General features: G+C 63.7%; 31 protein-coding genes and 1 tRNA gene. 8 read left to right on the forward strand and 24 right to left on the reverse strand.

What is annotated here, in order from left to right:
- Positions 1 to 54 precede the first annotated feature (54 nt).
- Entirely contained in the window at positions 55 to 423 is a 369-nt protein-coding gene (locus CH306_RS02900) for a GntR family transcriptional regulator (RefSeq protein ID WP_045196418.1), read from the reverse strand.
- Between the two features lie 10 nt (positions 424 to 433).
- The gene (locus CH306_RS02905; RefSeq protein ID WP_094645631.1) at positions 434 to 1,102 is read right to left on the reverse strand and encodes an SDR family oxidoreductase; all 669 of its coding nucleotides are present in this window, start codon (positions 1,100 to 1,102) and stop codon (positions 434 to 436) included.
- Between the two features lie 64 nt (positions 1,103 to 1,166).
- Here CH306_RS02905 and arsC point away from each other — a divergent pair, with 64 nt between their 5' ends.
- Positions 1,167 to 1,550: an arsenate reductase (glutaredoxin) gene (gene arsC / locus CH306_RS02910; protein WP_094645632.1), complete on the forward strand. Its 384-nt coding sequence runs from the start codon at positions 1,167 to 1,169 to the stop codon at positions 1,548 to 1,550.
- A gap of 4 nt (positions 1,551 to 1,554) precedes the next feature.
- Here arsC and CH306_RS02915 read toward each other — a convergent pair whose 3' ends face one another.
- Complete coding sequence (locus tag CH306_RS02915; RefSeq protein ID WP_094645813.1) at positions 1,555 to 2,793, reverse strand: arginine deiminase; 1,239 nt, start codon at positions 2,791 to 2,793, stop codon at positions 1,555 to 1,557.
- A gap of 64 nt (positions 2,794 to 2,857) precedes the next feature.
- Between CH306_RS02915 and soxR the strand changes: the two genes are divergently transcribed.
- Positions 2,858 to 3,358: a redox-sensitive transcriptional activator SoxR gene (gene soxR / locus CH306_RS02920; protein WP_082073774.1), complete on the forward strand. Its 501-nt coding sequence runs from the start codon at positions 2,858 to 2,860 to the stop codon at positions 3,356 to 3,358.
- Here soxR and CH306_RS02925 read toward each other — a convergent pair.
- The 13 genes from CH306_RS02925 to CH306_RS02990 all read right to left on the reverse strand — a co-directional run bounded on the left by CH306_RS02925 (position 3,274) and on the right by CH306_RS02990 (position 13,579).
- Positions 3,274 to 4,176, reverse strand: coding sequence for an SDR family oxidoreductase (locus tag CH306_RS02925; RefSeq protein ID WP_045196424.1), 903 nt, complete (start codon positions 4,174 to 4,176; stop codon positions 3,274 to 3,276). The two genes, soxR and CH306_RS02925, sit on opposite strands and share 85 nt — an antisense overlap.
- 75 nt (positions 4,177 to 4,251) lie before the next feature.
- On the reverse strand, positions 4,252 to 4,422 hold the full coding sequence (locus tag CH306_RS28955; RefSeq protein WP_155290802.1) for a hypothetical protein: 171 nt from the start codon (positions 4,420 to 4,422) through the stop codon (positions 4,252 to 4,254).
- 59 nt (positions 4,423 to 4,481) lie between these two features.
- Complete coding sequence (locus CH306_RS02935; protein ID WP_176459156.1) at positions 4,482 to 5,156, reverse strand: ScbR family autoregulator-binding transcription factor; 675 nt, start codon at positions 5,154 to 5,156, stop codon at positions 4,482 to 4,484.
- A gap of 189 nt (positions 5,157 to 5,345) precedes the next feature.
- Complete coding sequence (locus CH306_RS02940; RefSeq protein WP_045200225.1) at positions 5,346 to 5,780, reverse strand: effector binding domain-containing protein; 435 nt, start codon at positions 5,778 to 5,780, stop codon at positions 5,346 to 5,348.
- Positions 5,780 to 6,232, reverse strand: coding sequence for a GyrI-like domain-containing protein (locus CH306_RS02945; protein ID WP_032395733.1), 453 nt, complete (start codon positions 6,230 to 6,232; stop codon positions 5,780 to 5,782). Before CH306_RS02945 ends, CH306_RS02940 begins: the two co-directional genes overlap by 1 nt.
- A 367-nt stretch (positions 6,233 to 6,599) precedes the next feature.
- A complete protein-coding gene (locus CH306_RS02955; protein WP_179272717.1) occupies positions 6,600 to 7,484 on the reverse strand; it encodes a glycosyltransferase family 2 protein in 885 nt (294 codons plus the stop codon).
- 145 nt (positions 7,485 to 7,629) lie between these two features.
- Complete coding sequence (locus CH306_RS02960) at positions 7,630 to 8,274, reverse strand: acyltransferase (RefSeq protein WP_256981020.1); 645 nt, start codon at positions 8,272 to 8,274, stop codon at positions 7,630 to 7,632.
- Positions 8,271 to 9,113 carry a glycosyltransferase family 2 protein gene (locus tag CH306_RS02965; RefSeq protein ID WP_052683774.1) on the reverse strand — a complete coding sequence of 281 codons (843 nt, stop codon included), beginning with the start codon at positions 9,111 to 9,113 and terminating at the stop codon, positions 8,271 to 8,273. The genes CH306_RS02960 and CH306_RS02965 overlap by 4 nt, the downstream gene beginning before the upstream one ends.
- A gap of 352 nt (positions 9,114 to 9,465) precedes the next feature.
- A tRNA-Ala gene (locus CH306_RS02970) sits at positions 9,466 to 9,538 on the reverse strand.
- A gap of 55 nt (positions 9,539 to 9,593) precedes the next feature.
- Positions 9,594 to 10,463, reverse strand: coding sequence for a divisome protein SepX/GlpR (sepX, locus tag CH306_RS02975; RefSeq protein ID WP_032395735.1), 870 nt, complete (start codon positions 10,461 to 10,463; stop codon positions 9,594 to 9,596).
- Positions 10,464 to 10,613: 150 nt separating this feature from the next.
- The gene (locus CH306_RS02980; protein ID WP_032395736.1) at positions 10,614 to 11,261 is read right to left on the reverse strand and encodes a GNAT family N-acetyltransferase; all 648 of its coding nucleotides are present in this window, start codon (positions 11,259 to 11,261) and stop codon (positions 10,614 to 10,616) included.
- A gap of 72 nt (positions 11,262 to 11,333) precedes the next feature.
- Entirely contained in the window at positions 11,334 to 12,593 is a 1,260-nt protein-coding gene (gene glp / locus CH306_RS02985; protein ID WP_032395737.1) for a molybdotransferase-like divisome protein Glp, read from the reverse strand.
- A gap of 32 nt (positions 12,594 to 12,625) precedes the next feature.
- Positions 12,626 to 13,579, reverse strand: coding sequence for a UTP--glucose-1-phosphate uridylyltransferase (locus CH306_RS02990; RefSeq protein ID WP_032395738.1), 954 nt, complete (start codon positions 13,577 to 13,579; stop codon positions 12,626 to 12,628).
- A gap of 107 nt (positions 13,580 to 13,686) precedes the next feature.
- Between CH306_RS02990 and CH306_RS02995 the strand changes: the two genes are divergently transcribed.
- The 4 genes from CH306_RS02995 to mscL all read left to right on the forward strand — a co-directional run bounded on the left by CH306_RS02995 (position 13,687) and on the right by mscL (position 16,050).
- Positions 13,687 to 14,283: a 5-formyltetrahydrofolate cyclo-ligase gene (locus CH306_RS02995; protein WP_094645635.1), complete on the forward strand. Its 597-nt coding sequence runs from the start codon at positions 13,687 to 13,689 to the stop codon at positions 14,281 to 14,283.
- Positions 14,284 to 14,436: 153 nt separating this feature from the next.
- Positions 14,437 to 14,781: an FmdB family zinc ribbon protein gene (locus tag CH306_RS03000; protein WP_032396238.1), complete on the forward strand. Its 345-nt coding sequence runs from the start codon at positions 14,437 to 14,439 to the stop codon at positions 14,779 to 14,781.
- 89 nt (positions 14,782 to 14,870) lie between these two features.
- A complete protein-coding gene (locus CH306_RS03005) occupies positions 14,871 to 15,533 on the forward strand; it encodes an SAF domain-containing protein (protein WP_094645636.1) in 663 nt (220 codons plus the stop codon).
- Between the two features lie 43 nt (positions 15,534 to 15,576).
- Positions 15,577 to 16,050, forward strand: coding sequence for a large conductance mechanosensitive channel protein MscL (gene mscL / locus CH306_RS03010; protein ID WP_094645637.1), 474 nt, complete (start codon positions 15,577 to 15,579; stop codon positions 16,048 to 16,050).
- Between the two features lie 119 nt (positions 16,051 to 16,169).
- Here mscL and CH306_RS03015 read toward each other — a convergent pair whose 3' ends face one another.
- The 8 genes from CH306_RS03015 to CH306_RS03050 all read right to left on the reverse strand — a co-directional run bounded on the left by CH306_RS03015 (position 16,170) and on the right by CH306_RS03050 (position 23,289).
- Positions 16,170 to 16,613, reverse strand: coding sequence for a hypothetical protein (locus tag CH306_RS03015; RefSeq protein WP_032395743.1), 444 nt, complete (start codon positions 16,611 to 16,613; stop codon positions 16,170 to 16,172).
- Positions 16,614 to 16,759: 146 nt separating this feature from the next.
- Positions 16,760 to 17,533, reverse strand: coding sequence for an MspA family porin (locus tag CH306_RS03020; RefSeq protein ID WP_094645638.1), 774 nt, complete (start codon positions 17,531 to 17,533; stop codon positions 16,760 to 16,762).
- 564 nt (positions 17,534 to 18,097) lie between these two features.
- Positions 18,098 to 18,301, reverse strand: coding sequence for a hypothetical protein (locus CH306_RS03025; RefSeq protein WP_032395744.1), 204 nt, complete (start codon positions 18,299 to 18,301; stop codon positions 18,098 to 18,100).
- 8 nt (positions 18,302 to 18,309) lie between these two features.
- The gene (locus CH306_RS03030) at positions 18,310 to 18,807 is read right to left on the reverse strand and encodes a MogA/MoaB family molybdenum cofactor biosynthesis protein (protein WP_037191958.1); all 498 of its coding nucleotides are present in this window, start codon (positions 18,805 to 18,807) and stop codon (positions 18,310 to 18,312) included.
- 89 nt (positions 18,808 to 18,896) lie between these two features.
- Positions 18,897 to 20,378, reverse strand: coding sequence for a trypsin-like peptidase domain-containing protein (locus tag CH306_RS03035; protein ID WP_082322504.1), 1,482 nt, complete (start codon positions 20,376 to 20,378; stop codon positions 18,897 to 18,899).
- A gap of 102 nt (positions 20,379 to 20,480) precedes the next feature.
- On the reverse strand, positions 20,481 to 21,932 hold the full coding sequence (locus tag CH306_RS03040; protein ID WP_032395746.1) for a HAMP domain-containing sensor histidine kinase: 1,452 nt from the start codon (positions 21,930 to 21,932) through the stop codon (positions 20,481 to 20,483).
- Positions 21,932 to 22,618: a response regulator transcription factor gene (locus tag CH306_RS03045; RefSeq protein WP_032395747.1), complete on the reverse strand. Its 687-nt coding sequence runs from the start codon at positions 22,616 to 22,618 to the stop codon at positions 21,932 to 21,934. Before CH306_RS03045 ends, CH306_RS03040 begins: the two co-directional genes overlap by 1 nt.
- Positions 22,619 to 22,674: 56 nt before the next feature.
- The gene (locus CH306_RS03050; RefSeq protein ID WP_032395748.1) at positions 22,675 to 23,289 is read right to left on the reverse strand and encodes a trimeric intracellular cation channel family protein; all 615 of its coding nucleotides are present in this window, start codon (positions 23,287 to 23,289) and stop codon (positions 22,675 to 22,677) included.
- Between the two features lie 77 nt (positions 23,290 to 23,366).
- Between CH306_RS03050 and CH306_RS03055 the strand changes: the two genes are divergently transcribed.
- Together CH306_RS03055 and CH306_RS03060 are read left to right on the forward strand one after the other, a co-directional pair.
- A complete protein-coding gene (locus tag CH306_RS03055; protein WP_032395749.1) occupies positions 23,367 to 23,684 on the forward strand; it encodes a PASTA domain-containing protein in 318 nt (105 codons plus the stop codon).
- A gap of 226 nt (positions 23,685 to 23,910) precedes the next feature.
- On the forward strand, positions 23,911 to 24,927 hold the full coding sequence (locus CH306_RS03060) for a magnesium and cobalt transport protein CorA (RefSeq protein ID WP_094645815.1): 1,017 nt from the start codon (positions 23,911 to 23,913) through the stop codon (positions 24,925 to 24,927).
- The last annotated feature ends 4 nt before the right edge of the window (positions 24,928 to 24,931 follow it).

Here is a 24,931-nt window from a genome sequence, read left to right on the forward strand (position 1 = left end):
TGGCAGGGCGGTACGGGCAGCACCACCCTGACAGAAGTAGGTTGAAGCGTCAACTCAGTTGCCGCTGGCACCCTTGAGCGCGGATTCGAGAAACGAACGGGCCTGGTCGTCGTCCAGACCGATGGATCGCACGGTTCTGACGAACTCCGTCGCTGCCCGGGCCGCGATGTCACGCGACGGGTCACCGCCCGACGCGACGAACGACCCGGACCGACCTCGCGTCTCGATGATGCCCTGCTGCTCGAGCTCGCGGTAGGTCTTCGCGACCGTGTTCGGCGCGATCTTCAGCTCCTCGGCCAAGCCGCGAACCGTCGGGATCTTGGTCCCGGCAATGAGATCGCCCGATCGCACCAACCCGAGAATTTGCATCCGCAATTGCTCGAACACAGGGGTCGTGTTCGACGAATCGATATGCACGCGCACAGTAGGTGCCTTATCCGAGAGCGTCGACTGCGTCGACGATCGACGTCGAGCCGGACGTGAGCATCAAAGTCTTGCGTACAGCCGCGCCGGTGTCGAGCAGCTGCGCGATCACTGCGGCCACGTCGGCCCGGGTGACCTCACCCGAGTCCATCGGCGGTTCGGTCAGTGCCACCGAGTTCGTCGGGTCCTCGTCGGTCAACTTGCCCGGACGCAGAATCGTCCAGTCCAGTCCATCTCGGGCCGAAACATCTTCTTCTGCAGCAGTTTTGGCCTTGATGTAGGCCTTCCAACCGTCGTCGAGATCCTCGGCGACCGGCTCGCCCGCACCGAACGAGCTGATCAGCACGTAGCGGCGGACACCGGCCCTCTCGGCGGCATCGGCCAGCAGCACCGCGCCCGCGCGGTCCACAGTGTCCTTGCGCTCGGGACCGCTGTTGGGGCCCGCACCCGCCGCGAACACGACGGCGTCGGCACCGGCCAACACTGCGGCCACATCGTCGACCGAAGCCGATTCGAGATCGATCACCTGCGGCAACGCGCCGAGCGCAGTGACGGCATCGACGTGGTCGCTGTTGCGAATCAGCGACACCGCGCGGTCTCCGTGGGCGGTGAGCACCTGAGTCAGATGTTGGGCGATCTGGCCGTGGCCACCTGCAATGACAATGCGCTTGTCGGTCATATCGAATACTCCGTTCCTGACGTGAATCTGTCGGGTTGGCTACCCGCGTGGCAAGATTGCAAACATGACCGTCCCTGGGGAGAGGAGCCTGCGGAACGACCCATCGGGCTCGGCGACCATCTACCACAATCCGCGGTGCAACACCTCTCGCACAGCGCTGAAACTGATCGAGGAAGCCGGTGTGGTTCCACGTGTGATCCGGTACCTCGAGTCGCCTCCGACCGAGGACGAACTCCGCACACTTCTCGCCGATGCCGGTCTCGAACCCCGTCAGGCCATCCGGACTCGCGAGAGCATCTACAAGGAACTGGGGCTCGCGGGCGCGAACGCCGACACGTTGATCGCCGCGATGACCGAGCATCCGATTCTCATCGAACGCCCGATCGTTGTGACCGACAAGGGCACTGTGCTCGCCCGACCGGCCGACAAGGTGAACACCGTCCTGTAGAGCGCTACAACCTCTCGCGGGACACCGGGCACGACATACACCGCGGACCGCCGCGTCCCGAGCGGAGTTCCGATCCGGAAATCCGCAACACCTCGATGCCCGACGCCTCGAGTCGTGCGTTCGTTTCGACGTTGCGCTCGTACGCGACGACGACTCCCGGCGCGATGGCCAGCGTGTTGTTACCGTCGTCCCATTGTTCGCGCTCGGCGGTGACGTGGTCGAGTCCGGTATCGATCAACCGCAGCTTGCCGATTCCCATCGCAGCGGCGGCCGCCTCGAGAAACGGGTCGGCACCTCGAATACTGACTCCCGTGTCCTCGCGGCGAATGGTGAAGGCGGACAACGTGTCCTGAATGGCCGGATACATCACCACCGCATCGGTATCGACCATGGTGCACACCGTGTCCAGATGCATCGACGCGCGCTCCTGCGCGATCGGCACCACCAACACACTGTGTGCCAGACCGTCCTCGAACAGGCTGCGCGCCAGCGCTTCTGCACCGGCGGGCGTGGTGCGCTCCCCCACTCCGACAGCCACCACACCGGGAGCGAGCAGCAACACGTCACCGCCCTCGACCGGTGCGGTCCGCGACTCGTACGCGCGCCGCACACCCCGAAACATCGGATGGAACGCGTAGATCAGATCGGTCAACGATGTCTCCCGCACCCGGGCAGGCAGAGCCAACGAGGTGATCGCCACTCGATCGTCTATCCAGAACGACGAGTCGCGAGTGAACAACAAATTCGGCAGCGGATCGATGACGAAGTCCCCACCGTGATGCATCCGCCGAACCAGCGATGCCCCACTGAGCTGCGGCTCCCCCGTCTCCGCCTCGAGCAGTTCGTCGAATGTCATGCCCGCCATCAGGATCTGCGCCAATTCGGCCGCGGGGACACCCCGCAGGTGTTGGGCGAGGTCCTCGGCGAGCGACCGGCCGAGCCGTCGGGCATCGACAGCGGCGGAGATACCTTGCATTCGCGCTGCGCCGCTGACCGTCATGGCCTCGGTGAGAAGCTCGCCGAGGAGCAGCACCGTCACCCCGCGACCACGCAGCAGATCGGCGAACGCGTCGTGCTCGTCCTGTGCGCGATCCACCCACGGCAGACCGTCGAACAGCAGCTGGTCGTTGTTTCGCGGCGTGAGGCGTCGAAGCTCGTCGCCCGGCCGGTGCAGCATGACGGTGCGCAGCACCCCCACCTCCGAGTCGGCACCCAACGGGCCTGCAGCCGCATCGACACTCATGAACGAACGGTAAACCCATTCGTCGGTCGCCGCCGGCATCAGGACCTGAAGTATTGTCGAGGTCGTGCCGATGCCCGAGTGGAACGTCCGCGAATTGACCCCCGGCCAGCTGTCCGAGCGCAGTGGAGTTGCGGTCTCGGCGTTGCACTTCTACGAGAAGCAGGGGCTGATCAGCAGTCGCCGCACCTCGGGTAACCAACGCAGATTCCATCGCGAAACTCTGCGACGGGTCGCCTTCATCCGGATCTCGCAGAAGGTGGGGATCCCGCTGGCGACCATACGTCAGGCATTGAGCGAACTACCGGACGAGCGGACGCCGACGCGCGAGGACTGGGCCAGGCTCTCGACGCGGTGGCATCGCGAACTCGATTCTCGGATAGAACAATTGATCCGACTTCGGGACAACTTGACCGGGTGCATCGGGTGCGGTTGTCTTTCGTTGGCCGGCTGTGCGCTGGCCAATCCGCACGACGAGCTGTCCTATTCGGGGCCGGGTGCGCGCACGCTGGATGTCGATTTCGACGAACCCTCGACTCGACGCGGCTCGAGCAGTTTGGAGAACTGATCGTTCGCCTTCTGCAGCACGAACTCGTAGGGCGGGGCGAACTTTCGCGCGACCCAGTACCCGAAGCGAATGTCGTTGGAGGAGTAGACGAGGTATTTGCGTTTGGCGATGCCGGCGAGAATGGCATCGGCGACGACCGACGGTTCCACGGCGCGCTTTTCGAATCGGTGTTGCAACTTCTGTACGCGCGGATCGTCACGATCGATGCCGGCGATCTGAAGCGTCTGCACCAATCCGGTCTTCACGCCACCGGGCACCACGAGACTGACACCGATTCCGTGGCGCTTGAGGTCGTACTTGAGTACCTCGGACACTCCGCGCAGCCCGTACTTGCTGGCGCTGTAGGCAGCGTGCCACGGCAGTGGGATCAGACCGGCAGCAGACGAGACATTGACCAGATGACCACCGCGACCGGCCTCGATCATCGGCGGCAGAAACTTCTCGATGACGTGGATCGGGCCCATCAGATTGACGTCGACCATCGACTTCCAGTGCCGATGCTCGAGGTTCTCGACGGTTCCCCAGGCAGAGATTCCCGCGACGTTCATCACGACGTCGAGACTGCCGAACTCGGCATGGATGTCGTCCGCGAAGGCGGTGACCGCCTCGAAGTCGGACACATCGAACGGCAACGAGTGGCTGACGGTGCCGCCCGCGCGACCCACCATGTCCACCGTCTCCGCCAAACCGGTGGCGTTGATGTCGGTGAGGAAGAGCTCGGCTCCCACCTCGGCGGCAGCGACGGCCGTTGCCCGACCGATTCCGCTGCCCGCTCCGGTGATCAACGTCTTCTTGCCGCGCAGATCGTATGTAGCCATCGAAACCTGTATCCCCCACCGGTCGACACGTGTCAGTTCGATTTCGACCCTACGCGGTGACGACCGAGAGGGGCGTCACAATCTTTGCGACATCTCGTCTCGATAGTCCGCGATGGTGCGCTCTATGCGGGCAGCGTCATCGGCGGCACCCCGCTTGCGGGCATCGTCCGCGCGTTGCTGCAGGGTGCCGATCGCTTTCCGGAGCTCGTTGTCCGACATCTTTCGATCGTGCGTGATGTGTTCCATGTCACACAGTGTGCCCGGCGGCCCGAAGCGCGGCAAGCACATCGAGATCACGAACACGATCAGACGGTGACGGACCCCGACGTGATGTTCTCGCGTACGAAACTGGACAGACTTCGCGCCGCGAACTCACGGAAGTAGGCGAGCTTGTCGATCGGCACCAGCGAGGGAAGGACCGTGTTCCAGACCTTCTCCATGCGCGACGGCGCGTCTTCGAGACGGGATTGTGCCTCGGACACCATCAGAACGCCAGCCAGCATCTCGCAGATCAACAGCGCCGCGTTGCCCGCGTCCAGATGGTCGGCGACATCACCGTGCTCGATGGCTCGCTCGAAGAGATGCTCGAAGATGTTTCCCCAGGTACCGAACACGCTGCCGCGGGCGGTGTCGGATCCGTCGATCTCCATCTGCAACCGGTACATGACGCGCACCAGAGGGTCCGAGGCGGCCAGCTCGAGTACCGAGTACGAGATTCCGATGACCGACTCGAGAGCCGGACTGCGGCTGTCGACCATGCCCGCGCACGCCGTGGACACGCGCTCATGACCCTCGTCGACGATCGCGCGGGCCAGTTCCTCCTTCGATGCGAAGTGGAAATACAGCGCGCCCTTGGTCACGCCCGACTGCGCCGACACCTGACTCAGCGTGGCATTCGCGTGCCCCACCTCGAGAAAGAGGTCTGCTGCAGCGCGCAGTGCGGCCGCTCGTGTGGCTTCTGCTCTGAGTTGTCTCACCATGTTGGAACACCCCTGCTCTGTCGACCTTGCCATGACATCGACGCTCTGTGCGCGCTGCCTGCCCGTCGGCCGATCGAGGTGAACGTGGAATTCACTTCGCCATATCGAGCTGCCAGCGCTGGACAATAGTAACCGGTCCGGTGGCGACTTTGTGATTCGAAAGTGACAATTACATGAAGAACGGCTCGTTTACAAAACGATTGAAATGAAAAGTTCCACCTCTCCGGCATTTGTAACGACTTCGACTTCCTCTTTGTAGGCGCGAAATATCGATCCGGACAAAACGCACTCGTCGACCTGAGCCCATACGTCCTCGATCGGATCCGCCAGTGCGCCACTGGGCGTGAATACTGCGAACACACCGGTCGGTATCGAAACGAACACATCGCCCACAGCCACATCACTCGGCGAGTCCACCGAGACCGCGACCACCGCATTGACCGTGCCGTGCGGATCCGGAACGTACACCGTGCTCACCTGGGTTGCGTCGATGTGCTTCTCGCGCACACGATCTCGCAGGAATCGCATCCACTCGCTACCGCTCGATTCCGCGCCGGGCTCCACCCGCGGTGCCACCAACCCACTGAACAGCTCCGCGCTGCGTGCCGTGACACGGAAGGTCATCACGAACCGCCGGGCGCAGTGATCGCCAGATAGAGATCGATCTTGTACGCGTGCGGATAGCACTCGTAGTCGCCGGTGAACGATCGCACGATCTCGCCCTGCTCTTCGGCATGATCGATCTGAGTCCACAATCGAGTGAGAACCTCGGGGAAATACCCCACCGCGGAAAAACGCGCGTATTTGGCCGCGGGCACTTTCGCAACCAGATGTCCACGCTCGACCTGACCGAGTGAAGAACACAGATAACCGACTACCTGTGTATTGTACGAACCGATACCGGGGGCGTAGTCCGTATAAATGGAAGCGAGCGGACCGGAGGTCTCCTGATTGAGAACAGCGGACCATGCTTGATCGAGCGCCGGGTCGTTGAGGCGACCGAGCGCCCGTTTGGGGCTGCGAACTGGAAGACCAGCGACCCACGTTTCGTCAAGGTCGACGATCTCGAACGACATTCACACTCCGTAGAGAAGTTGCAGGGGCAGATCCTGTGTTCGGAACCGGCCCGATCACAATATCGCCCGTCAATCTACCGGCGCGACTGGTAGGTGGATCGTCGAACGATCAACCGAACTTCGCACCCGTCTCGATCGCCGCAACAGCTGCCGACAGTTTCTGCCTCGAAGCTCAGGACCCCCTGCATCGCATCGGTCACTGCGGCCCACCCGTGCGTGCTCGATCCCCCGGTTCTGCGGGCCGCGCCGGCTCCGGTCGATCGCCGACACGAATCCGGCACGGACCGTCCGTACTCGAAGGACCTGCTTCGGCGACCCTGCCCGCATTCCTCACGCAAGAAGGAGGACGAACACAGCGCCGAAGTATCTACTTTCCGTGCGCTGCGGCAACGTAACTCTCGCCGTGAATATCCGACAGATCACGCACAGGCGTGTTGCTCGCTCCGGAATGCGAGACCGGGAGAATCCGAGATTCGCACGACGACAGAATTCGCGTCAGGGGCCAATGCACCGTGTGCAGAACCAGGTCCGAAATCAGTAATCTGCGCAACCAGCCGCTGGCCAGACCGTGATGGGCCCACGTGCGATACGAGCTCCGGACGTAATGCCGATACTCGAGCGGCGGCGTCAGTAACCGACGGCCGGACACCTCGACGCGCATCGGCTCGATCTGCGCGATCCGCAGACCGACCTTGTTCAGACACAGCGACAGATCGATGTCCTCGTGCAGGTCGGTTCGCAGGCTCGTACTGTCGCGAACGGCTTCCCACGCGGATCTGCGGATAGCGAAGTTGTTGCCCGATGCGGCAGAAACCCACTGCTCAGCAGGCCTGTTCCGCACGGAACGGTTGACGAATGCCCGGTACGGGCGCGCCCACGGAGAGTCGTAGAGGTAGATCGGGCCGGTGACTGCACCATAGTCGAGTCGGCGATCGAAGAAATCCAGTACCGAGTCGACCCAGCCGGCCTGGACACGGGTATCGGCGTCGATGCGGCCGATGACCGATCCGTGGGCGTGATCGAAACCGGTGTTGCGTGCGTGCACGACGCCGCGCTCGGACTCCCGCAGCAGCACCACCTGCGGAAATCGCCGCGCGTATTCCGCGACGATGGCCGCGGTGTCGTCGGTCGAATTGTTGTCGACGACAATGATTTCGTGAATGCGTTCGCGTTGAACGAGCAATGCATCCAGGCATTCGCGCATGTGAGCCGACTCGTCGAACGCAGGCACAACAATGGAAAGAGTATTCACAACGCCAACCCCTGACATATTTTTGGCAATCGTGTAGCTCGATACCCATTGGCGCTGAACGCATTTGAATTCGAGCCGCTGACGTTGACGATGCTACATCATTACTTCAAGAAAAGAACCCGTCGAATTATTCGGACTTTATGAATCAGAATTCGGAATTCGGAGGAATTACCAATCTGTGCATTGCTTCCCGATCACGAAAATCGGCCTTCTCCCCGATCCACTGCTGCGCTGCGGGAAGGTCGTTCAACTCTCGGCGACGGCGCGCCGGAGACCCGACGTACACACCGTCCGGTTCGCAATCTGCCGTCACCAGCGAGTTCGCCCCGATGATGCAGCCGGCCCCGATGTGCACGCCCGGCATCACGACCACGCCGGACCCGATCCACGTTCCCGGACCGATCACCACCGACTCTCCCCGCAGGGCGCCTGCGCGATGCCGCGAGGGCCCGGTCTCGTGGGTACTGGTGAGGATCCGAACGTGATCCGCGATGAAGACGTGATCACCGATCACGATGTCGGCAACGGTGTCGAAGTAGCAGCCGAAGTTCACGAACACGCCGGTGCCCAATCGAACCGATGCTTGCCCCTGAATCATGGAACCGCCGTACATCAGGCACGGACCGGTCGTCCGTAGACCCGCAGGGCGTAGAACCGATGCGCGCAGCACGGCGGGTAAGAAGGGCACATTCGCCAACGAGACGACAGTCGCCTGACGCATCTGAGCGAGGGCCCAGCGGACGTCCGACGGATTGCGCATCCAGTCGCGGACACGCGAGCCGGCCGTCACGCGGCGGCTCGCATCCGTTCGTCGGACTCGGCACGATCGTCGACCGGCAATGCCCGGCACGGTACTGCGGCGAACAGTCGCGAGATCGGCCACCGCAGTGTGTGCATCAGCCAATCCATCGCCACGATGCGTCCGAGCTTGCGCGACGCCAGACCGTGCTCCTGGTAGGAGCGGTAGCCCGCCAACGCATAGTGGACGTATTTCACCGGCGATGTCGTTGCGCGCCTACCGGACACTGCGGCCTTCATCGACCCGTTCTGGGCAACAGGCAAGCGCTCGGCAGCCAGGCACAGGCACAGATCGATGTCTTCGTGGACACAGGTTCGCTCACTGACCGCATCGCGAACCGTGCGCCAGGCTGATGCGCGAATCGCGAAGTTGTTGCCCGATACCGCCAGGGCGGCGCGCACCGCCGGCTCACGTCGTTCGGCGCGCGAATGCATCCACGCCAGGGGCCGAGCCCAGGGTGATTCGTAGAGGAACGTCCGGCCACCGGTGGCGGCGACGGAGGCATGCTCGTCGAAGAAGTCGACGATCGAGCGCGCCCACCCGGGCCGAACACGGGTATCGGCGTCGATTCGACCGATGATCGACGAGTCCACCAGGTCGAATCCGGTGTTGCGAGCGTGGACCACGCCGCGGTTGGGCTCGTGGACCAACATGACCTTGTTCGTGACCGCCCGGATGTCGTTCACCAACCGAAGCGTGCCGTCGGTCGACCCGTTGTCCACCACGACGATGCGGTCGATGTCGTCGCCCTGATCGAGCAGCAGCGTCAGACATTCACCCAGATGATCGACCTCGTCGAGCACCGGAATTACCACACTGAGAGTGTTCATCGCGATCCCCTGACAAATTCGGACATTGAATACAGCTCAGCCACGAATTCGAACTTACGACATGTTCCAAGAATTGCCTAAAGCTGCCCCGAATTGCATATCCGCAGCTCACTGGCTCGAAAGGTTCGTTCGGTCGGGTCGCATCGCTTCAAACAATCGAATCGACGGTTTTGTGCGGCAATTGTGCAACTGCAGTTTGCGAAACAGCCTTCTGAAATCGAATCCCGAACCGATCACCCAATTCGTTCGATATGAATCCATCTCGAATTCACTTCGCAGTAACACGTGCCTCCGCAGTTGCCGGGACCACGAAAAAACCGCCACTCGCGTGAGTGACGGTTCTTCGTGTCGGTGGAGCTGAGGGGAATCGAACCCCTGACCTTCTCGATGCGAACGAGACGCGCTACCAACTGCGCCACAGCCCCTTTGCCGTCATGCCGACCGGCTAAGTAACTCTAGCAAAGCCGCTTCGGGTGTCGGTTACGCGCCCTGGGCTCTGCGCAGGTCCCGGTCGTCGTCACGACGGGCCTGGAACGGCTCCTCGTAGTGGTCGAGGTGCTCGAATTCGGGATCCTCGTCGTCGATCTCGAGCACCACCGCGCCGGGGCGACGCAGTCGCTGCGGGACGAGCTCCAACTCTTCGTCGGTTTCCGATTCCACGCCGAGACGTGATCGGCCCATCCGAGTGAGCCGACGCCTGCGCACCTCCTCCTCGATCTGCACCTGACGACGCAGGTAGTACAGGTAACCGACGAGGACAGCGACGGACAGTCCGCACAGCCACCAGACCGCCGGGGAGATGATGAAGGCCAGGGCTGCGGTGGTGATCGCCGCGAAGACCAGGCCGAGGACGGCGCGCTGTCGGAATGCGTACCGCGCGGCCCTGGCGATCGCATCGGCCTCGGGATCGAAACCACCGCGTCCACGTCGGCGAGGAACGAAATCGTCGTCGACGACACCGGGTTCGTGCGCGGGCGAACCTCCGCGCGGTGCTTCCGTGTCCGGTGCCTCGCTGTCGAGGTCGCTGTCTGCAGCGTGAGTGTCCATCGGGTCCTCCGCGGTACCGGGTAGATCGGGTGAGTCTGGACGAACGGTCGCGATCGCGGCACCGAAGATCTCTCGGGCCGGCGCGGAGACTCGCAGGTCGTCTTCCGGTCGCCAGTCGGGATCGCTGCGATGCCCGGTCGCGGGGCCGCGCTGCTTTCGCTGGGTGCCACCCCGATGCAGCACGCGGGTGGCGAGGGCAGCGTCCGTGGTCTGCATGATCTGCGGACGCTTGGTCATGAGCATGGGCAGAAGAACGAAGAGCCAGACGGCTACGAGACCGATCCAGATGATCGAGTTCGGCATCGGCGTTGTTCTCCTCCCCTTGGACGACGGCGACAGTGAAAGACGTCCTCAGGCTATGCGGAGGAAGAACGAGAACGACGCAGACGCGCCGACCCGAATTACACTCCTGTCACTTTGACAACACGAGTACTCGCGCCGCGGCCGCGAAGATCACGCCCACGCAGCCCGGCCCGCGCGAACCAACCGCTCGACGACGGTTCCCTGCACCTCACCCGAGGTGATCGCGACGAGCTTGTGATCGCGCCATTCGCCGTCGACATCGAGGTACTTGTAGAGCAGCCCCTCTTCACGAAAGCCGACGTTGCGCAGCACTGCCTGACTGGCCAGGTTCTCCGGTCGCACCGTCGCTTCGACGCGATGCAGTCCGACCGGACCGAAGCAGTGGTCGAGCCCGAGCGCCAAGGCCGCGGTGGCCACACCCTTGCCATTGACCTCCTTGGACACCCAGTACCCGATCCAGGCCGATCGAAGTGCTCCCCGCACGATGTTTCCGGTGGTGATCTGGCCACAGAATTCACCGTCGACTTCGATCACCATCGGCAGCATGTGCCCCTTGCGCGCCTCGGACTTCAGGCCCGAGCACAGCGTCGGCCACGAGGAGATGTGATGCCGCGAATTCCAGCTGCCCTCTCCGCTGGGCTCCCAGGGTTCGAGGTGGGCGCGATCCTCCGTGCGAATCCGGCTCCACGCGGCCGCGTCGCGCATCCGTACCGGCCGCACGGTGACGGTTCCGGCGGCGACTCTCACTGGACCCAATTTCGCCGGCCAACCTGGGTGGCTCGACCACGTTCGCGGCATCCGTCGATGTTATGCGCTACGCGCAGGTGAGCGGAAACTCGTAGCCCACTACGAACTACCGCTCACATGGCGTCAGCCTCTCTGAGCGAGGAACGAGACCTTCACTTCTTCGCCGGTGCGGATTTCGGTGACCTCGGGATCGATGACGACCAGGCAATTCGCCTCGGCGAGTGTCGCGAGTAGGTGCGAGGACGATCCTGGTGCGCCGCCGAGCGCCTGCACCAGGTATTCACCGGTTCCCTCGTCGCGCATGAGCTGGCCGCGCAGAAATCCTTTACGGTCCTCGATCGAGGTGATCGGCGCGACGGTTCGAGCGGTCACGGTCCGTCGCATCGGCTGCCGTCGGCCCAGAGCGATCCGAATCAGCGGACGCACCATGACCTCGAACACCACCAACGCGCTGACGGGGTTGGCAGGCAACAGGAAGGTGGGTACTTCGTCGCGTCCGAGTTGACCGAAGCCCTGGACGGACCCGGGGTGCATGGCAACTCGTTCCACTTCCATGTCGCCGAGTTCGCCGAGCGCCTCGCGCACACCGTCCGATGCGCCGCCGCCTACCGCTCCGGCGATGACGACGATCTCGGATCGAATGAGCTGGCCCTCGACCACCTCGCGTAGTCGCTTGGGATCGGTGCTGACGATCCCGACTCGGTTGACGTCGGCCCCGGCGTCGCGCGCTGCGGCGGCGAGCGCGTAGGAGTTGACGTCGTACACCTGACCAGGCCCCGGGGTCCGATCGGTGTCGACCAGTTCCCCACCGACGGAGATCACCGACAGTCGCGGCCGAGGATGCACCAGCACCTTGTCGCGCCCGACGGCGGCGAGCAGCCCCACCTGAGCCGCGCCGATGATCGTGCCTGCGCGAACCGCGACGTCACCGGGCTGCACGTCGTCGCCGATCTTGCGGACGTAGTCACCCGACCGCACCGGACGGAACACCTTGACGCGGGCACGACCGCTGTCGGTTCGATCCAGGGGCAACACGGCGTCGGCCAGTGTGGGCAGCGGCGCGCCGGTGTCGACTCGTACCGCCTGACGCGGTTGCAACCGGATGGGTTGACGCGATCCGGCGGACACCTCGCCGACGACGGGAAGCGTCAGATCGATGCGTTCGTCGTCCTCGTTGCGCAGGTCGGTGCCCGCGGCCGCCACATCGACGCTCCGTACCGCGTAGCCGTCGATCGCTGCCTGGTCGAAACCGGGAAGGGGACGCTCGGTGACCACTTCTTCTGCACACAGCAGGCCCTGTGCTTCCGAGATGGCGACCCGGACAGGCCGTGGAGCCACCGCCGCGGCGGTCACCCTGGTCTGCTGATCTTCGACCGAGCGCATCTGGCCCTTCCTCTATGCATCGACCCGCGATGCTATTCGTACGTGGTCAGTTCCGGTGCCCAGCTGTCGCTCAAGCGTTCGTTCAGCCATTCGCGCAGCGCCGGACCGTAGTCGTCACGTTGTAGAGCAAAGTCAACCGCAGCGCGCAGGTATCCCCCGGGATTTCCGAGGTCGTGTCTCGATCCACGGTGCACCACCACGTGCACGGGATGGCCTTCTTCGATGAGCAGCGCAATGGCGTCGGTCAGCTGCAGCTCGCCGCCTGCACCGGGCTTTATCCGGCGCAGGGCGTCGAAGATCGCCCGGTCGAGCAGATAGCGGCCCGCGGCAGCGAGGTTGGACGGGGCGTCCTCCCGCTTGGGCTTTTCGACCATACCGGTGACCTTGAGGACGTTCGGGTTGACCGCGTCGGGCACGATCTCGACGGAGAAGACGCCGTAGGAGGAGACCTTGTCGTCGGGGACCTCGATGGCGCACAGCACCGAGCCTCCGCGCTTGGCGCGCACGCGGGCCATGACGTCGAGCACACCGCGGGGCATCACGAGATCGTCGGGAAGCAGAACGGCAACGGAATCCTCGTCGTCGTCGAGGACTTCTTCGGCACAGGCGACGGCATGTCCGAGTCCGAGCGGCTCGTGCTGAATGACCGACTGGACGTCGAGCAGACCGGGGGCAACTCGAACCTTCTCGAGCATCTCGAGCTTGCCGCTGGCCTCGAGCTTGTTCTCGAGGACGAGGTCCTCGACGAAGTGGGCGACGACGCCGTCCTTGCCGGGGGACGTGACGATCACGAGTCGCTGCGCGCCGGAATCTGCTGCTTCGCCTGCGACTAGCTCGATGCCGGGAGTGTCGACCACCGGAAGCAGTTCTTTCGGAACGGTTTTCGTGGCCGGCAGGAACCGGGTACCCATGCCCGCTGCGGGAACGATGGCCGTGCGGAAATGCACGGGCGTGGCGGCGGTCGTCGCTGTAACGGCTTCTGTCATGGTGCTCACCCTATCCATGGTTTCTGGTGATCTGCTTGCCGTGTGCTGCGTTTTACCCCCGAGTGCATATCGTTGAAGGACAGCACAGGAAGGGAGGACGAACCGTTGTGACCGTTCCCGAATTCACGGAGAACACGTCCAAGGATCGATGGCGAAAGCATGTTCTCGCCGAACGCCGACTGCTCGACGGTGCGCAACGCGCAATGGAGTCCTCCGCACTCTGTCACGTCCTGGGCGAATTGGCGGCCGAACACTCGGTGATCGCCGCATATGTTCCCGTCGGCCGGGAGCCCGGTTCGATCGAGATGCTCGACGCCATGGCCGCGGCCGGGTCGACCGTTCTGCTTCCGAGTGCACACGAGCCGGGTCCGTTGCGCTGGGCTCGGTACGCCGGACGAGAGTCGTTGGTGACGGCCCCGTTCGGGCTGTTGGAACCGGGCGGACCGACGCTCGATCCCGATGCGGTGTCGGGTTGCTCACTGGTGCTGATTCCGGCGCTGGCCGTAGACCGGCGCGGAACCCGGTTGGGCCGAGGCGCGGGCTTCTACGACCGCACCCTCGATCTGTGCAGGCGCGACGCCATGCTGGTCGCGGTGGTGCGTGAGAACGAACTGGTCGATCGCCTACCCGCCGAACCGCACGACAGACCGGTGACGCACGTGTTGACCCCCGGCAGCGGACTCCTACGCTTGGGTACGGAATAACGCTACGATTCGATTCGTTGGCACTCCTGACTGTAGAGTGCTAATGCTCTCCCCAGTTTCGACAGTTTCGACGAACAGACAAGACACCGGCGGTGTTCGACCTCGGCCAGCAGAGTGGCGAATTTCCTCGGTGACCAGCGCGGAGGAAACACGATGCCCACTTACTCATACGCATGCACCGAGTGCGACAACCGCTTCGACATCGTTCAGTCCTTCACCGACGACACACTGACGGTGTGCCCCGCGTGCTCGGGCAAGCTCCGCAAGCTGTTCAACTCCGTCGGCATCGTCTTCAAGGGCAGCGGCTTCTACCGCACCGACAGCCGCGGCGGCGGGGGCACCTCCAGCGAGGGCGCGGGCGAGAAGAAGTCCGATGCGGCCGCTGCGAAGTCGGACTCGAAGTCCGAGTCCAAGCCCGCAGAGAAGAAATCTTCCGATTCGTCGTCGTCGAACTCTTCGTCTTCCTCGTCCACCACGAAAGCTGCTGCCAGCCAGTAACTTTCCGCTTCATCCACAGGCCGGGCCGTTATCCACAGCCCGGCCTTTTCGGTGCCTGTACCGGAACTCCCACCGATAGCGTTTCGGCCATGGCTGCCGGCAAGAATCGACTCGACTCGACGCTGCTCGATCGCATCACCGTGCGTCCGGCGTGGGTCGGATCCACGAAATTCAGACGGATCGCAGCGGGAGTTCTGGTCGCCGTTGCCGCCGTTCTGTTCGTCGACGACACCGCCGGTGACGACCGCGTACGAGTGATCACGGCCGGGCGCGACCTGACACCCGGCACCGTACTCACCTCCGCCGATGTGGCGGCGGCCGAGTGGGACCGGGCGAACGTCCCCGAGGGCGCACTCGTCGAGTCCGAGGCCGTGAACGGTCGAACACTCACCGGACCGGTCCGGTCGGGTGAATTGCTCACCGACGTACGCCTACTCGGATCTCGGACCGCCACGACGGCCCTGGGGACCGAGGCACGCGTCGTACCGGTGCATCTGGCCGATGCCGCGGTGACCGACCTGCTGCGGGAAGGCGACCGCGTCGACGTGTTGACGGTCGAGTCTCAGGAGAACCCCGATGCAGTCCCCGCGGCCCGGGTTCTCGCGTCGGGAGCGATGGTCGTGCTCGTCTCCGCCGACGCCGGTGGCAGCAGGCAGCGAGACCGCGTCGTACTACTGGCTCTACCGACGAACGATGCAACAACGGTTGCGGCCGCCTCGTTGGTCAGCGCAATCACCGTCACCCTGCACTAACGTCTGTCGAGACAGAACAAACCGAACGTTGGGAGAAGGGCTCATGCTGAAGGGCTTCAAGGACTTTCTACTCCGCGGCAATGTCGTGGATCTCGCAGTCGCGGTCGTCGTCGGCGCGGCTTTCACCGCCATCGTCACCGCATTCACGACGAACGTCATCAACCCCCTTGTCGCAGCGCTCGGTGGCAGCAACGAATACGGCTTCGGGTTTCAGATCACGTCGTCGCCGGAATCGTTCGTCAACGTCGGCGCAGTCATCACCGCGGTCATCAATTTCGTCATCATCGCGGCAGCGGTCTACTTCGTACTGATTCTCCCGGTGAACACGGCCAAGAAGCGCTTCGTCAGTCAGCCGGAGAAGGAACTGAGCGACGTCGACGTGCTGGTTCAGATTCGCGACATCCTCGCGGGGGGAACCGAAGCGGGACAGAAGCTTTCGACTTCAGCCGACACCACCGGCGGTAGCGGCGAGGCAATCGACGCGGCACCGGATCTCGGCAAGCACTCCAAGGACTGATTCGCTCACCCGAGCCAGTCGGGTCACCTATCGAATGAATGCGCCATTCACGCTGTCTGACAGCGTGAATGGCGCATTCATTCGTTCAGGGGGGAGGGCCGAGACACGGCCGGCCCCACTCAGTTGGTGAACGTCGAGAGCGGAAGCGCGTCGAGCGTGATCGTCGTGCCGTCTGCCTCGCACGCCGAGGCAACGGCCGCCCCGTTGTCGACGAAGGCCTTGCCGGCCTCACTGTCGGTGGTCGAGAGCTCCAGCGTATCCGCGGGCAACGCATCGACGAATGTCGTCAACGAACTGGCGACATCACCGGAGGCGGTGCCGGGCAGCGCCTTCAGCTTGTCGACAGCTGCCTGCTTGTCGGCGGTCCACTTGTCGATGTTCTCGGCCGATCCGGGTCCTGCTGCCGCCAGTCCGACGAACGCGTTGTGGTCGGCGGCAAAGGTATTGCAGACATCCGTGTTCTCGCCGGAGGCCGCGGACTCGTCGCTGCTACAACCGGCGGCGAGGCCGAGAGCAACGAGCGCTCCCGCGGCGACGACCGTGAAACGGGCTTTCGAGTGCATCTTCGGTTCAGTGCCTCTCTGTGTACGTCGAACTACTTCTGTGCAGAACATAGTTCAGGCCCGTACGGAGTTATCCGTACGGGCCTGAACTTGTCTCGAATTTCAGCAGGTGACGTTACGTCACCGAGCTACAACCGATTCGGAAATCAGTTGAGGCGAACCGGGACGCCGTAGGTGATGGCCGTGTCGCCCGTTCCGCTGGTCAGCGAAACGTACGGACGGATCGTGACGTTGCCCAGGATGCCGGTGGCGGTGCCGTGCAGGTTCGCGACCTGGATGGATCCGCTGGTGCCCGCTGCGTCACCCTCGGAAGAGGTGATGTCGGCCTCTTCGTTGAGCACTGCGTATGCGCTCTCGGACTGGACGACGCCGGGGCCGTTGGCCAGTGCGATCGTGCCGGTGGCCTGCGGGATCAGCTGAACGCCGACATCGAGGCCGGTGCTGGAGGTGCCAACGCCACCGAGCTCGATCTCGGGGTCTCCACCGGGCAGAACAGGGAACGTACCGGTCACGGTGGACTCGTTGCCCGAGCCGAGGTTGAACTCAGCCGAAGGCGAGGACCAGGAGATCTCGACGCCACCGTTGAGGCTCATCGGGTAGCCGATCTGGTAACCGATCTTGAGGGTGCCCTCGAAGTCGTCGGCCGAGGGGCCCTGGACGTCGTAGGAAGCCCGGCCGTTGGCGAACCACTCACGGGTGAGCGGGTTGCCGTCGAGCGGAGCGACACCGTTGATGAAGGTGTCGGACAGCGTCACCGTGATGGTGTTGCCGTCGGCGTCGACAACCGAGTTGGAGCTGTCGACAGCGGCGGAAGCCGTTCCGGTACCGAGCACCAGGCCGACTACCGAAGCGCTGGCAGCAACTGCAACGCTCATGGACTTGAGTCCCCGGCTGCGCCGCGACTTCTGGATCTCCGTCATTTATTCCTCATCATGTTCAGTCCCAGCGCGGTGTCGCACGGGGAAGCTTGTGGCTTTCACCCTCGAACTAGATCGCACTCAACGATGTGTGCGAGCCCGAGCCGGATGTGGCCGCGAAGGCCACATCCTTGATCACACTGTTCCGAGGTCAAGAGCGCGGAACCGGTTGGTCCCACGCTCTGGTCTCTGGAAGCTGAGGGGAACATTAGAGGAGTTGCCCGATCGTGACAATCCCTACGATCGGGACCACATCGTTGCCTCGGCGTGATGTGTTTCAACGGCGTGAACAACTTTCACACCCTATTAGGTGGTAATGCGCGTCACACTATCCGGTTACGTGACCAGACCGTTACACATTGCGCAAATCCGCAAAACCGCTCTGATGTGGGAAGACGCTCGGACCGGCCCGCCCGTTACGGGCGAATCGTCACTTCTCACGCCACACTGAGCGGAAGCAGTGCGGTCCCCCAACCACCCGCACCCCGGTCGCGCGTCGCTAACGGCAGGTAAACGAGTAACTAACAGACCTGTCATTCAGGCCAAATAAATGTGTCGTGGATCACATCAGAAGTAATGGGGTGGTCGCTGTTGCTTCAACCATTCGTCCGACGCCGACCCGCCGTTCTCGACACCCGAACCCTCACCCCGTTCGTCTCCGGTCGTCTCCGGCAGCACCTCACCGAAGATGCGAGCGAGCCGGGCCCGTTCTGCTCGGGCCCGGCTCGCGTCGTCTTCGGCCGATCGATCGTCGTTCGGCTCGTCGCTCATGGGTATCGCTATGCGTCCAATCCAGACAGCTCGGCGATGACCTGACTCGCCAGTGGCGTCAGCGTCGCCATTCCGTCTCGAATCGCAGCCCGCGACGAGGCCAGATTCACCACCAGGGTGCTTCCGGACACACCGACCAGCCCGCGGGACAGACCTGCGTCCAACGAACCTGCTGCCAGCCCCGACGATCGCAGTGCCTCACTGATGCCCGGAATCTCACGGTCGAGGACCTCCGCGGTGACGTCCGGAGTGACATCGCGCGGTGAGACGCCCGTGCCACCGATGGAGACCACCAGATCGACGCCGCCGATCACCGCGGTGTTGAGTGCGTTGCGCACGTCCACTTCGTCCGCCGTCACTGCGACGACACCGTCGACCAGAAAGCCTGCCTCGGTCAGCAGCTCCGTGACGAGTGGGCCCTTCGAATCCTTCTCGGTGCTGTGCGCTGTTCGGTCGTCAACGATGACGACCAACGCGCGCCCTGCCAGTGGTGCGTCGAGTTCCATACCGCTCACCGTAGTAGTAAGGCCTCCACCCGGCTCACGCTGTGCGTAAATCGTTGCAACCGTGCTCTGTCTGCCCGCTTCTCCGAACATCAGCGACCACCGGGGAACGACGGGACCTGGAACGGCAATTGCTGTTCCTGCTGCTGAGTCTGTGGCTGCGCCGCTGCGGGCTCGGCGGTGCCGAGCGTCACGGTCGCGGTCTTCTCGCTGCCGCCGTCGGTGTAGGTGATGGTGACCGAATCGCCCGGTGCGTGTGACCGCACCGCTGCGATCAACGCGTCACCGCTGGCGACGATGCGATCGTCGACCTTGGTGATCACCGCACCCTTCGGTATGCCCGCAGCTGCTGCCGGTCCTCCCTCGGTGACCTCGACGACGGTTGCTCCGTTGGCGTCGTCCTGCGACGGCACCTGAACGCCGATCATGGCCTGGGTCGCCTTGCCCGTCGTGGTCAATTCGTCGGCGATGCGCTTGGCCTGATCCACCGGGATGGCGAACCCGAGCCCGATGGAGCCGCTCTGCGCGGACCCCTGACTTCCGCCGAGCGTGGCTATCGCAGTGTTGATGCCGATCAGCTGTCCGTCGGTGTTGACGAGTGCGCCCCCGGAGTTACCCGGGTTGATCGCAGCGTCGGTCTGGATGGCGTCGATCACCGAGTTCTGATTGCCGGACTCGCCGGACGTCGACACGGGCCGGTTCAGCGAGGAGACGATGCCCGTAGTGACCGTGCCGGCCAGGCCCAGAGGGGAGCCGATCGCGATGACCTGCTGGCCCACTTCGAGGTTCGAGGACGATCCGAGTTCGATCGGCGTCAGGTTCGACTTGCCCTCGGCCTTGATGACGGCCATGTCCGAGACCGAGTCGGCACCGACGATCGTCGCGTCGGCCACCGATCCGTCCGAGAACGCGACGGTGAGCTTGCCGTTGGCACCCGCACCCGTCGCGACGTGATTGTTGGTCAGGATCAGGCCGTCGCTGCTGAGAATGACGCCAGAGCCCTCACCCTCTTCCTGAGAGCCCTTCACCTGAATCTGCACGACGCTCGGCAGAACCTTGTTCGCTACTGCCTGAATCGAGCCGTCGGGGAAATTGGCGGCAGGCTGAGCTGCAGTGACCGTGGAATTCAGTGAGTTGGTCACTCCCCCGCCGTTGCCGTTGGCATTGTTGGTGGCGATCGCACCGACCGCGCCGCCGATTCCGCCACCGACCAGAACGAGCGCGATGGCTCCGGCCACCAGTACCGACCGACCCGGGCGGGACTTCACCGCAGTCGGTGCCGAATCGGACTGCGGCGCAACGTGCTGGGGCTGTGCGTGGTGAGCCTGGGTGTGCTGCGGATCGCCCTGCTGACCGTACGGGCCGTAGCCGGGCTGGTAGGCCCCCTGTCCGTAGCCGGCGTACTGCTGGGGGTAACCCTGCTGCGGCGGGAACTGCTGAGTCGGATGCTGCTGAGTCGGATGCTGCTGGGCCGAGTAGTTCTGCTCGTCGCCGCGCGAAGCCCGGTCCGCCGGATGCTGCTCGCCACCGGCACCCTGTCCGCTCTGTTCGGATTCGTTACGGTCGTCGCTCATCGTTGCTGCTTCCTTCAGTAGAGACCTCGGTATCCGAGGTCCGCCCGCCTTCTTGCTACTCACTGTGCAGGGCGGGACTGAGAGCGCGCTGAGATCCGGCTATCAGTTTGCCGAGAGTGTGGTGGGATCAGGAGCACCCTCGCCGGGCAACACGATTCGTATCAGCGCGCCGCCCCGCTCGGACACCTCCACTCCGATGGTGCCGCCGTGCTTGACGACCACTTGCCGCACGATGGCAAGTCCCAGACCGGATCCGGGCATCGAACGCGACGCCGTCGAGCGATAGAAGCGCTCGAACACCAGCTCGCGATCTTCCTCGGGGATACCGGGGCCCGCGTCGTCGACCGTCAATTCCAGCAGGCCATCGCCGATCTGCCGCATCGCGATTCGCACCTCACCACCGCTGGGACTCCATTTGGCCGCGTTGTCGAGCACATTCAGCACGGCTCTCGAGAGTCCTGCTTGATCGCCGTAGACGAACCACGGCATCAACGTCGCTTCGAAGTCGATCTCGTTGCGACGGCGGCGTGCTCGTTCGAGACTGCGTTCGACGGCATCGGCGAGATCGACTCGCTCGAACACCGTCTCCGGCGCGTCCTCTCGCGCCAGATCGACCAAATCACCCACCAAGGTGGACAATTCCTGAATCTGCGCCACCACGTCGGTCCGCAACTCGGCCATGTCCTCGTCCGGGATGGACGGCGCTCCTGGGCGTCCCGCCGCGATGAGCAACTCCATGTTGGTCCGCAGCGAAGTCAACGGGGTGCGAAGTTCGTGGCCCGCGTCGGCGACCAATCTGCTCTGCCTGCCGCGAGATTCGGCAAGTGCCCGGAGCATCGTGTTGAAACTCTCGGTCAGACGCGCCAACTCGTCGTCGCCGGTCACCGGGATCGGCGTCAGGTCGTCGGTGCGTGCCACCCGTTCGGCAGCCGCGGTCAGTCGGGCGATCGGGCGTAAACCGGTGCGCCCCACGGCCATACCTGCTCCAGCCGCCAGCACCACGCCGCAGGCACCGACGATCAGCAGCACCCACGCCAGACGGTCGAGTACTTTTCCGGTCGGCAATAGTCTCTGTGCGACGACGAGAGTGCTGCCGTCCTTGGTGCGTAGCGCCAGTACCCGCTGATCGTCGAGTGTGCGTAGCGACGATTCCTGCTCTCCGCTCACCACAGCGAGTTCGGCATCGCCGATCGGCACCTTGGGCCCGGGCGGGTTGTAGCTGGACATGTCCGGATAGATCAGCGCGACACTGACATCGGTGCTGTACAACGTTGCCCCAGCGACGAACCGCGGGTCGTAGGACACCAGACTGGACTCCGCCAGAGCCGAAGCACGCGAACGCAATTGAGTGTCCACATCGCCGTACAGTGCTCGGGATACCACCGTGTACGCGGCAATGGCCATGACCGCCACCGCAATTGCGACGACCGAGGCCGCGAGCAAGGTCACCCGCCACCGCAGCGACACCGACCGTGTCAGTGGCATCGGTGGCCGCATCGCAGTCGGCGAGGAGCCGACATTGTCGGCCGACTTGCGCCCGAACGAAGCGACCATCACGGGGGCGTCTCGCGCAGGACGTACCCGACACCGCGAACGGTGTGGATCAGCCGCGACTCCCCCTCCGCCTCGGTCTTGCGCCGCAGGTACCCGACGTACACCTCGAGCGCGTTGCCCGACGTCGGGAAGTCGTAACCCCAGACTTCCTCGAGGATGCGACTTCTGGTGAGGACTCGACGCGGATTGGTCATCAGCATTTCGAGCAACGAGAATTCGGTCCGGGTGAGGCTTATCGAGCGTTCGGCGCGCGAGACCTCACGAGTGACCGGGTCCAACGACAGGTCCGCGAACGTCATGGTCTCCGAGTCGATGCCCGCTTCCATCGCGGTACGCCGGAGCAGAGCGCGCAGGCGAGCCAGCAGCTCCTCGAGCGCAAACGGCTTGGGCAGGTAGTCGTCGGCACCGGCGTCGAGGCCGGCAACACGCTCGGACACCGAGTCCCGTGCCGTCAACACCAGAATCGGCAGGTCGTCACCGACACTGCGCAATCGACGGCACACCTCCAGGCCGTCGAGGCGAGGCATCATCACGTCGAGCACCAGGGCGTCGGGACGTGCCGCCGCGACCTGCTCGAGCGCGTCGAGCCCGTCGACCGCCAGGTCCACGGTGTACCCGTTGAATGTCAGCGACCTGCGCAGCGACTCACGCACTGCCCGATCGTCGTCGACCACCAATATCCGCATTCGTACAGTTTGTCCTGGTCGACTGAGATATGTCTGAGAGGGGTGCGGATTTCGACCTAGAGCGTCGGTAGGTGCTTCGCCAGCGGGAGGTTCCACTTTCGCCACAGCGCGAGCAGGCGCAACCCCGTCGCGAGCAGGGTTCCCGCGACCAGACCCACGTTCTCCGGCAGGGTCGCGGCATCGGCCAACACGACGGCCGTCGCACCGAGCATGGCCGGCAGGGCATACAGGTCCCGATGCAGCAGCAGGGGAACTTCGTTGACCAGCACGTCTCGGATCACCCCGCCTGCCACCGCCGTCGTGGTGCCGATGAGAGCTCCCGCCAACGCGCTACCGCCGGCAGCCAACGCGATCGTCGCACCGGTCGATGCGAACAGGCCCATCCCGAAGGCGTCGAGCACCAGAACACCGCGCCGGACCTTGCCCATCTGTCGGTGCGCAACGAACACGACCAGCGAGGCGAACAAGCCGACCGTGAGGTTCGGCCACGTGTCCAGGGACGTCGGTGGGTGGATGCCGAGCAGCAGATCGCGAATGATTCCGCCGCCGATGCCCGTCGTGATTCCGACGACGCAGACCCCGAACAGATCCAACCGGCGATGCACTCCGATCAACGCACCCGACGCCGCAAAGGCCGCGATACCGATCAAACCGAGTACGTCGAGAAGCATCGGATCAGCATGTCATGGTGCTGACAGAAACCTCACAGCAAAACCCGAGGTCGGACCTAGAATCGAGGGGCACCGTCGTGTTCGAAGATTCCGGCTCACCCGAGGAGAACATCATGCGTATCGAATTCAAGAAAGCCGTCGCCACTGTTGCATTGACGGGAGCCATCGCGCTCGGTGGCGGCGCAGTCGCTCAAGCTGCTCCGGATCGCGAAAGAATTCCAGACGTGATCGGAATGTCCCAATCTGCGGCCATCGCGGCCCTGGAGGACGCAGGCTTCGACAACGTCACCGTCAATTACGACCGCCCCGACGCCCGCGTGATCGGCCTCAACTTCCCGGTCGGGGTGAAGGTCAGCGAGAACGCGGAGATCAAAGTGATCGTCATAAGCGACTAGACCAGCCGCACGGCCACCTCGAGGTGTGGCAGATTCCCGGATCACCCCGTTGGGGTCTGCCACCTGAGCGTGACAACCGGCGGCCGATGAGGGATGCGGCGTCGTGATCGGCGTCGCACCCGCGGTGATGGCTGCGCCGAAAAACACCGCCCCATTTTCGCAGGAGATAGTCTCGGTCGTGATGCCGTCCGGCACATTTCCTTCTCGAGCCGAGGTGAACGAACAGGTGCCGATCATCGACAATGCCGTCTACGTCGACGGCAAACGCACTGCCAATCCCGAGAGCCTCGACATCACGTTCGAGTTGATGCGCGAGCGGCACGGCATGGCCTGGATCGGCCTGTACCGCCCCGAGATCAGCGAAATCAATGCTGTAGCAGGCGAGTTCGGTCTGCACCGCCTCGCCGTGGAAGATGCCATTGCAGCCCATCAGCGACCGAAACTGGAACGGTACGCCGAGCAACTGTTCGTCGTTCTCCGACCCGCTCGATACATCGACGAGACCGAAAAGGTCGAATTCGGCGAATTGCACATATTCCTCGGACCCGATTTCGTCGTCACCATTCGCCATGCCGAATCCCCCGATCTGGCAATGGTGCGCAAGCGGCTCGAAGGATCTCCCGAACTGCTCCAACTCGGCCCCGAGGCGATCCTCTACGGCATCCTCGATCAAGTGGTCGACGAGTACGTCCGGGTGGTGACCGGATTGCAGAACGACATCGACGAGATCGAGGATCAGCTGTTCACCGGCGACCCGTCGGTATCGCGTCGCATCTACTCACTGCTCCGTGAGGTGTCCGAATTCGACCGTGCCGCAAAACCACTCGTCGAGATGATCGAATCACTCAAGCGCGGTTCGGACAAGTACAACGTCGACGTGGAACTGCAGCGATACCTGCGCGACGTGCACGATCACGCGATCCGCGTGTCCGACCGCATCGAGTCCTTCCGCTCCAACCTGCAGAATGCGTTGACCGTGCACTCGACCATCGTTGCGCAGCAGCAGAACGAGGAGATGCGCAACATGACGGTGGCCAGCCTGGAGCAGAACGAACAGGTCAAACGGATTTCATCCTGGGGCGCAATACTTTTCGCGCCCTCGCTGATCGCCGCCATCTACGGTATGAACTTCGAGGACATGCCGGAACTGACGTGGCAGCTCGGCTATCCGATGGCTCTGATCGCCATGGTGATCTGCTCCACTGCACTGTTCGTGGTGTTCAAGCGTCAGAAGTGGTTGTAGTGCG

Origin of the sequence: Rhodococcus sp. 15-725-2-2b, from assembly GCF_002259075.1 — a bacterium.
Lineage (GTDB): Bacteria > Actinomycetota > Actinomycetes > Mycobacteriales > Mycobacteriaceae > Rhodococcoides.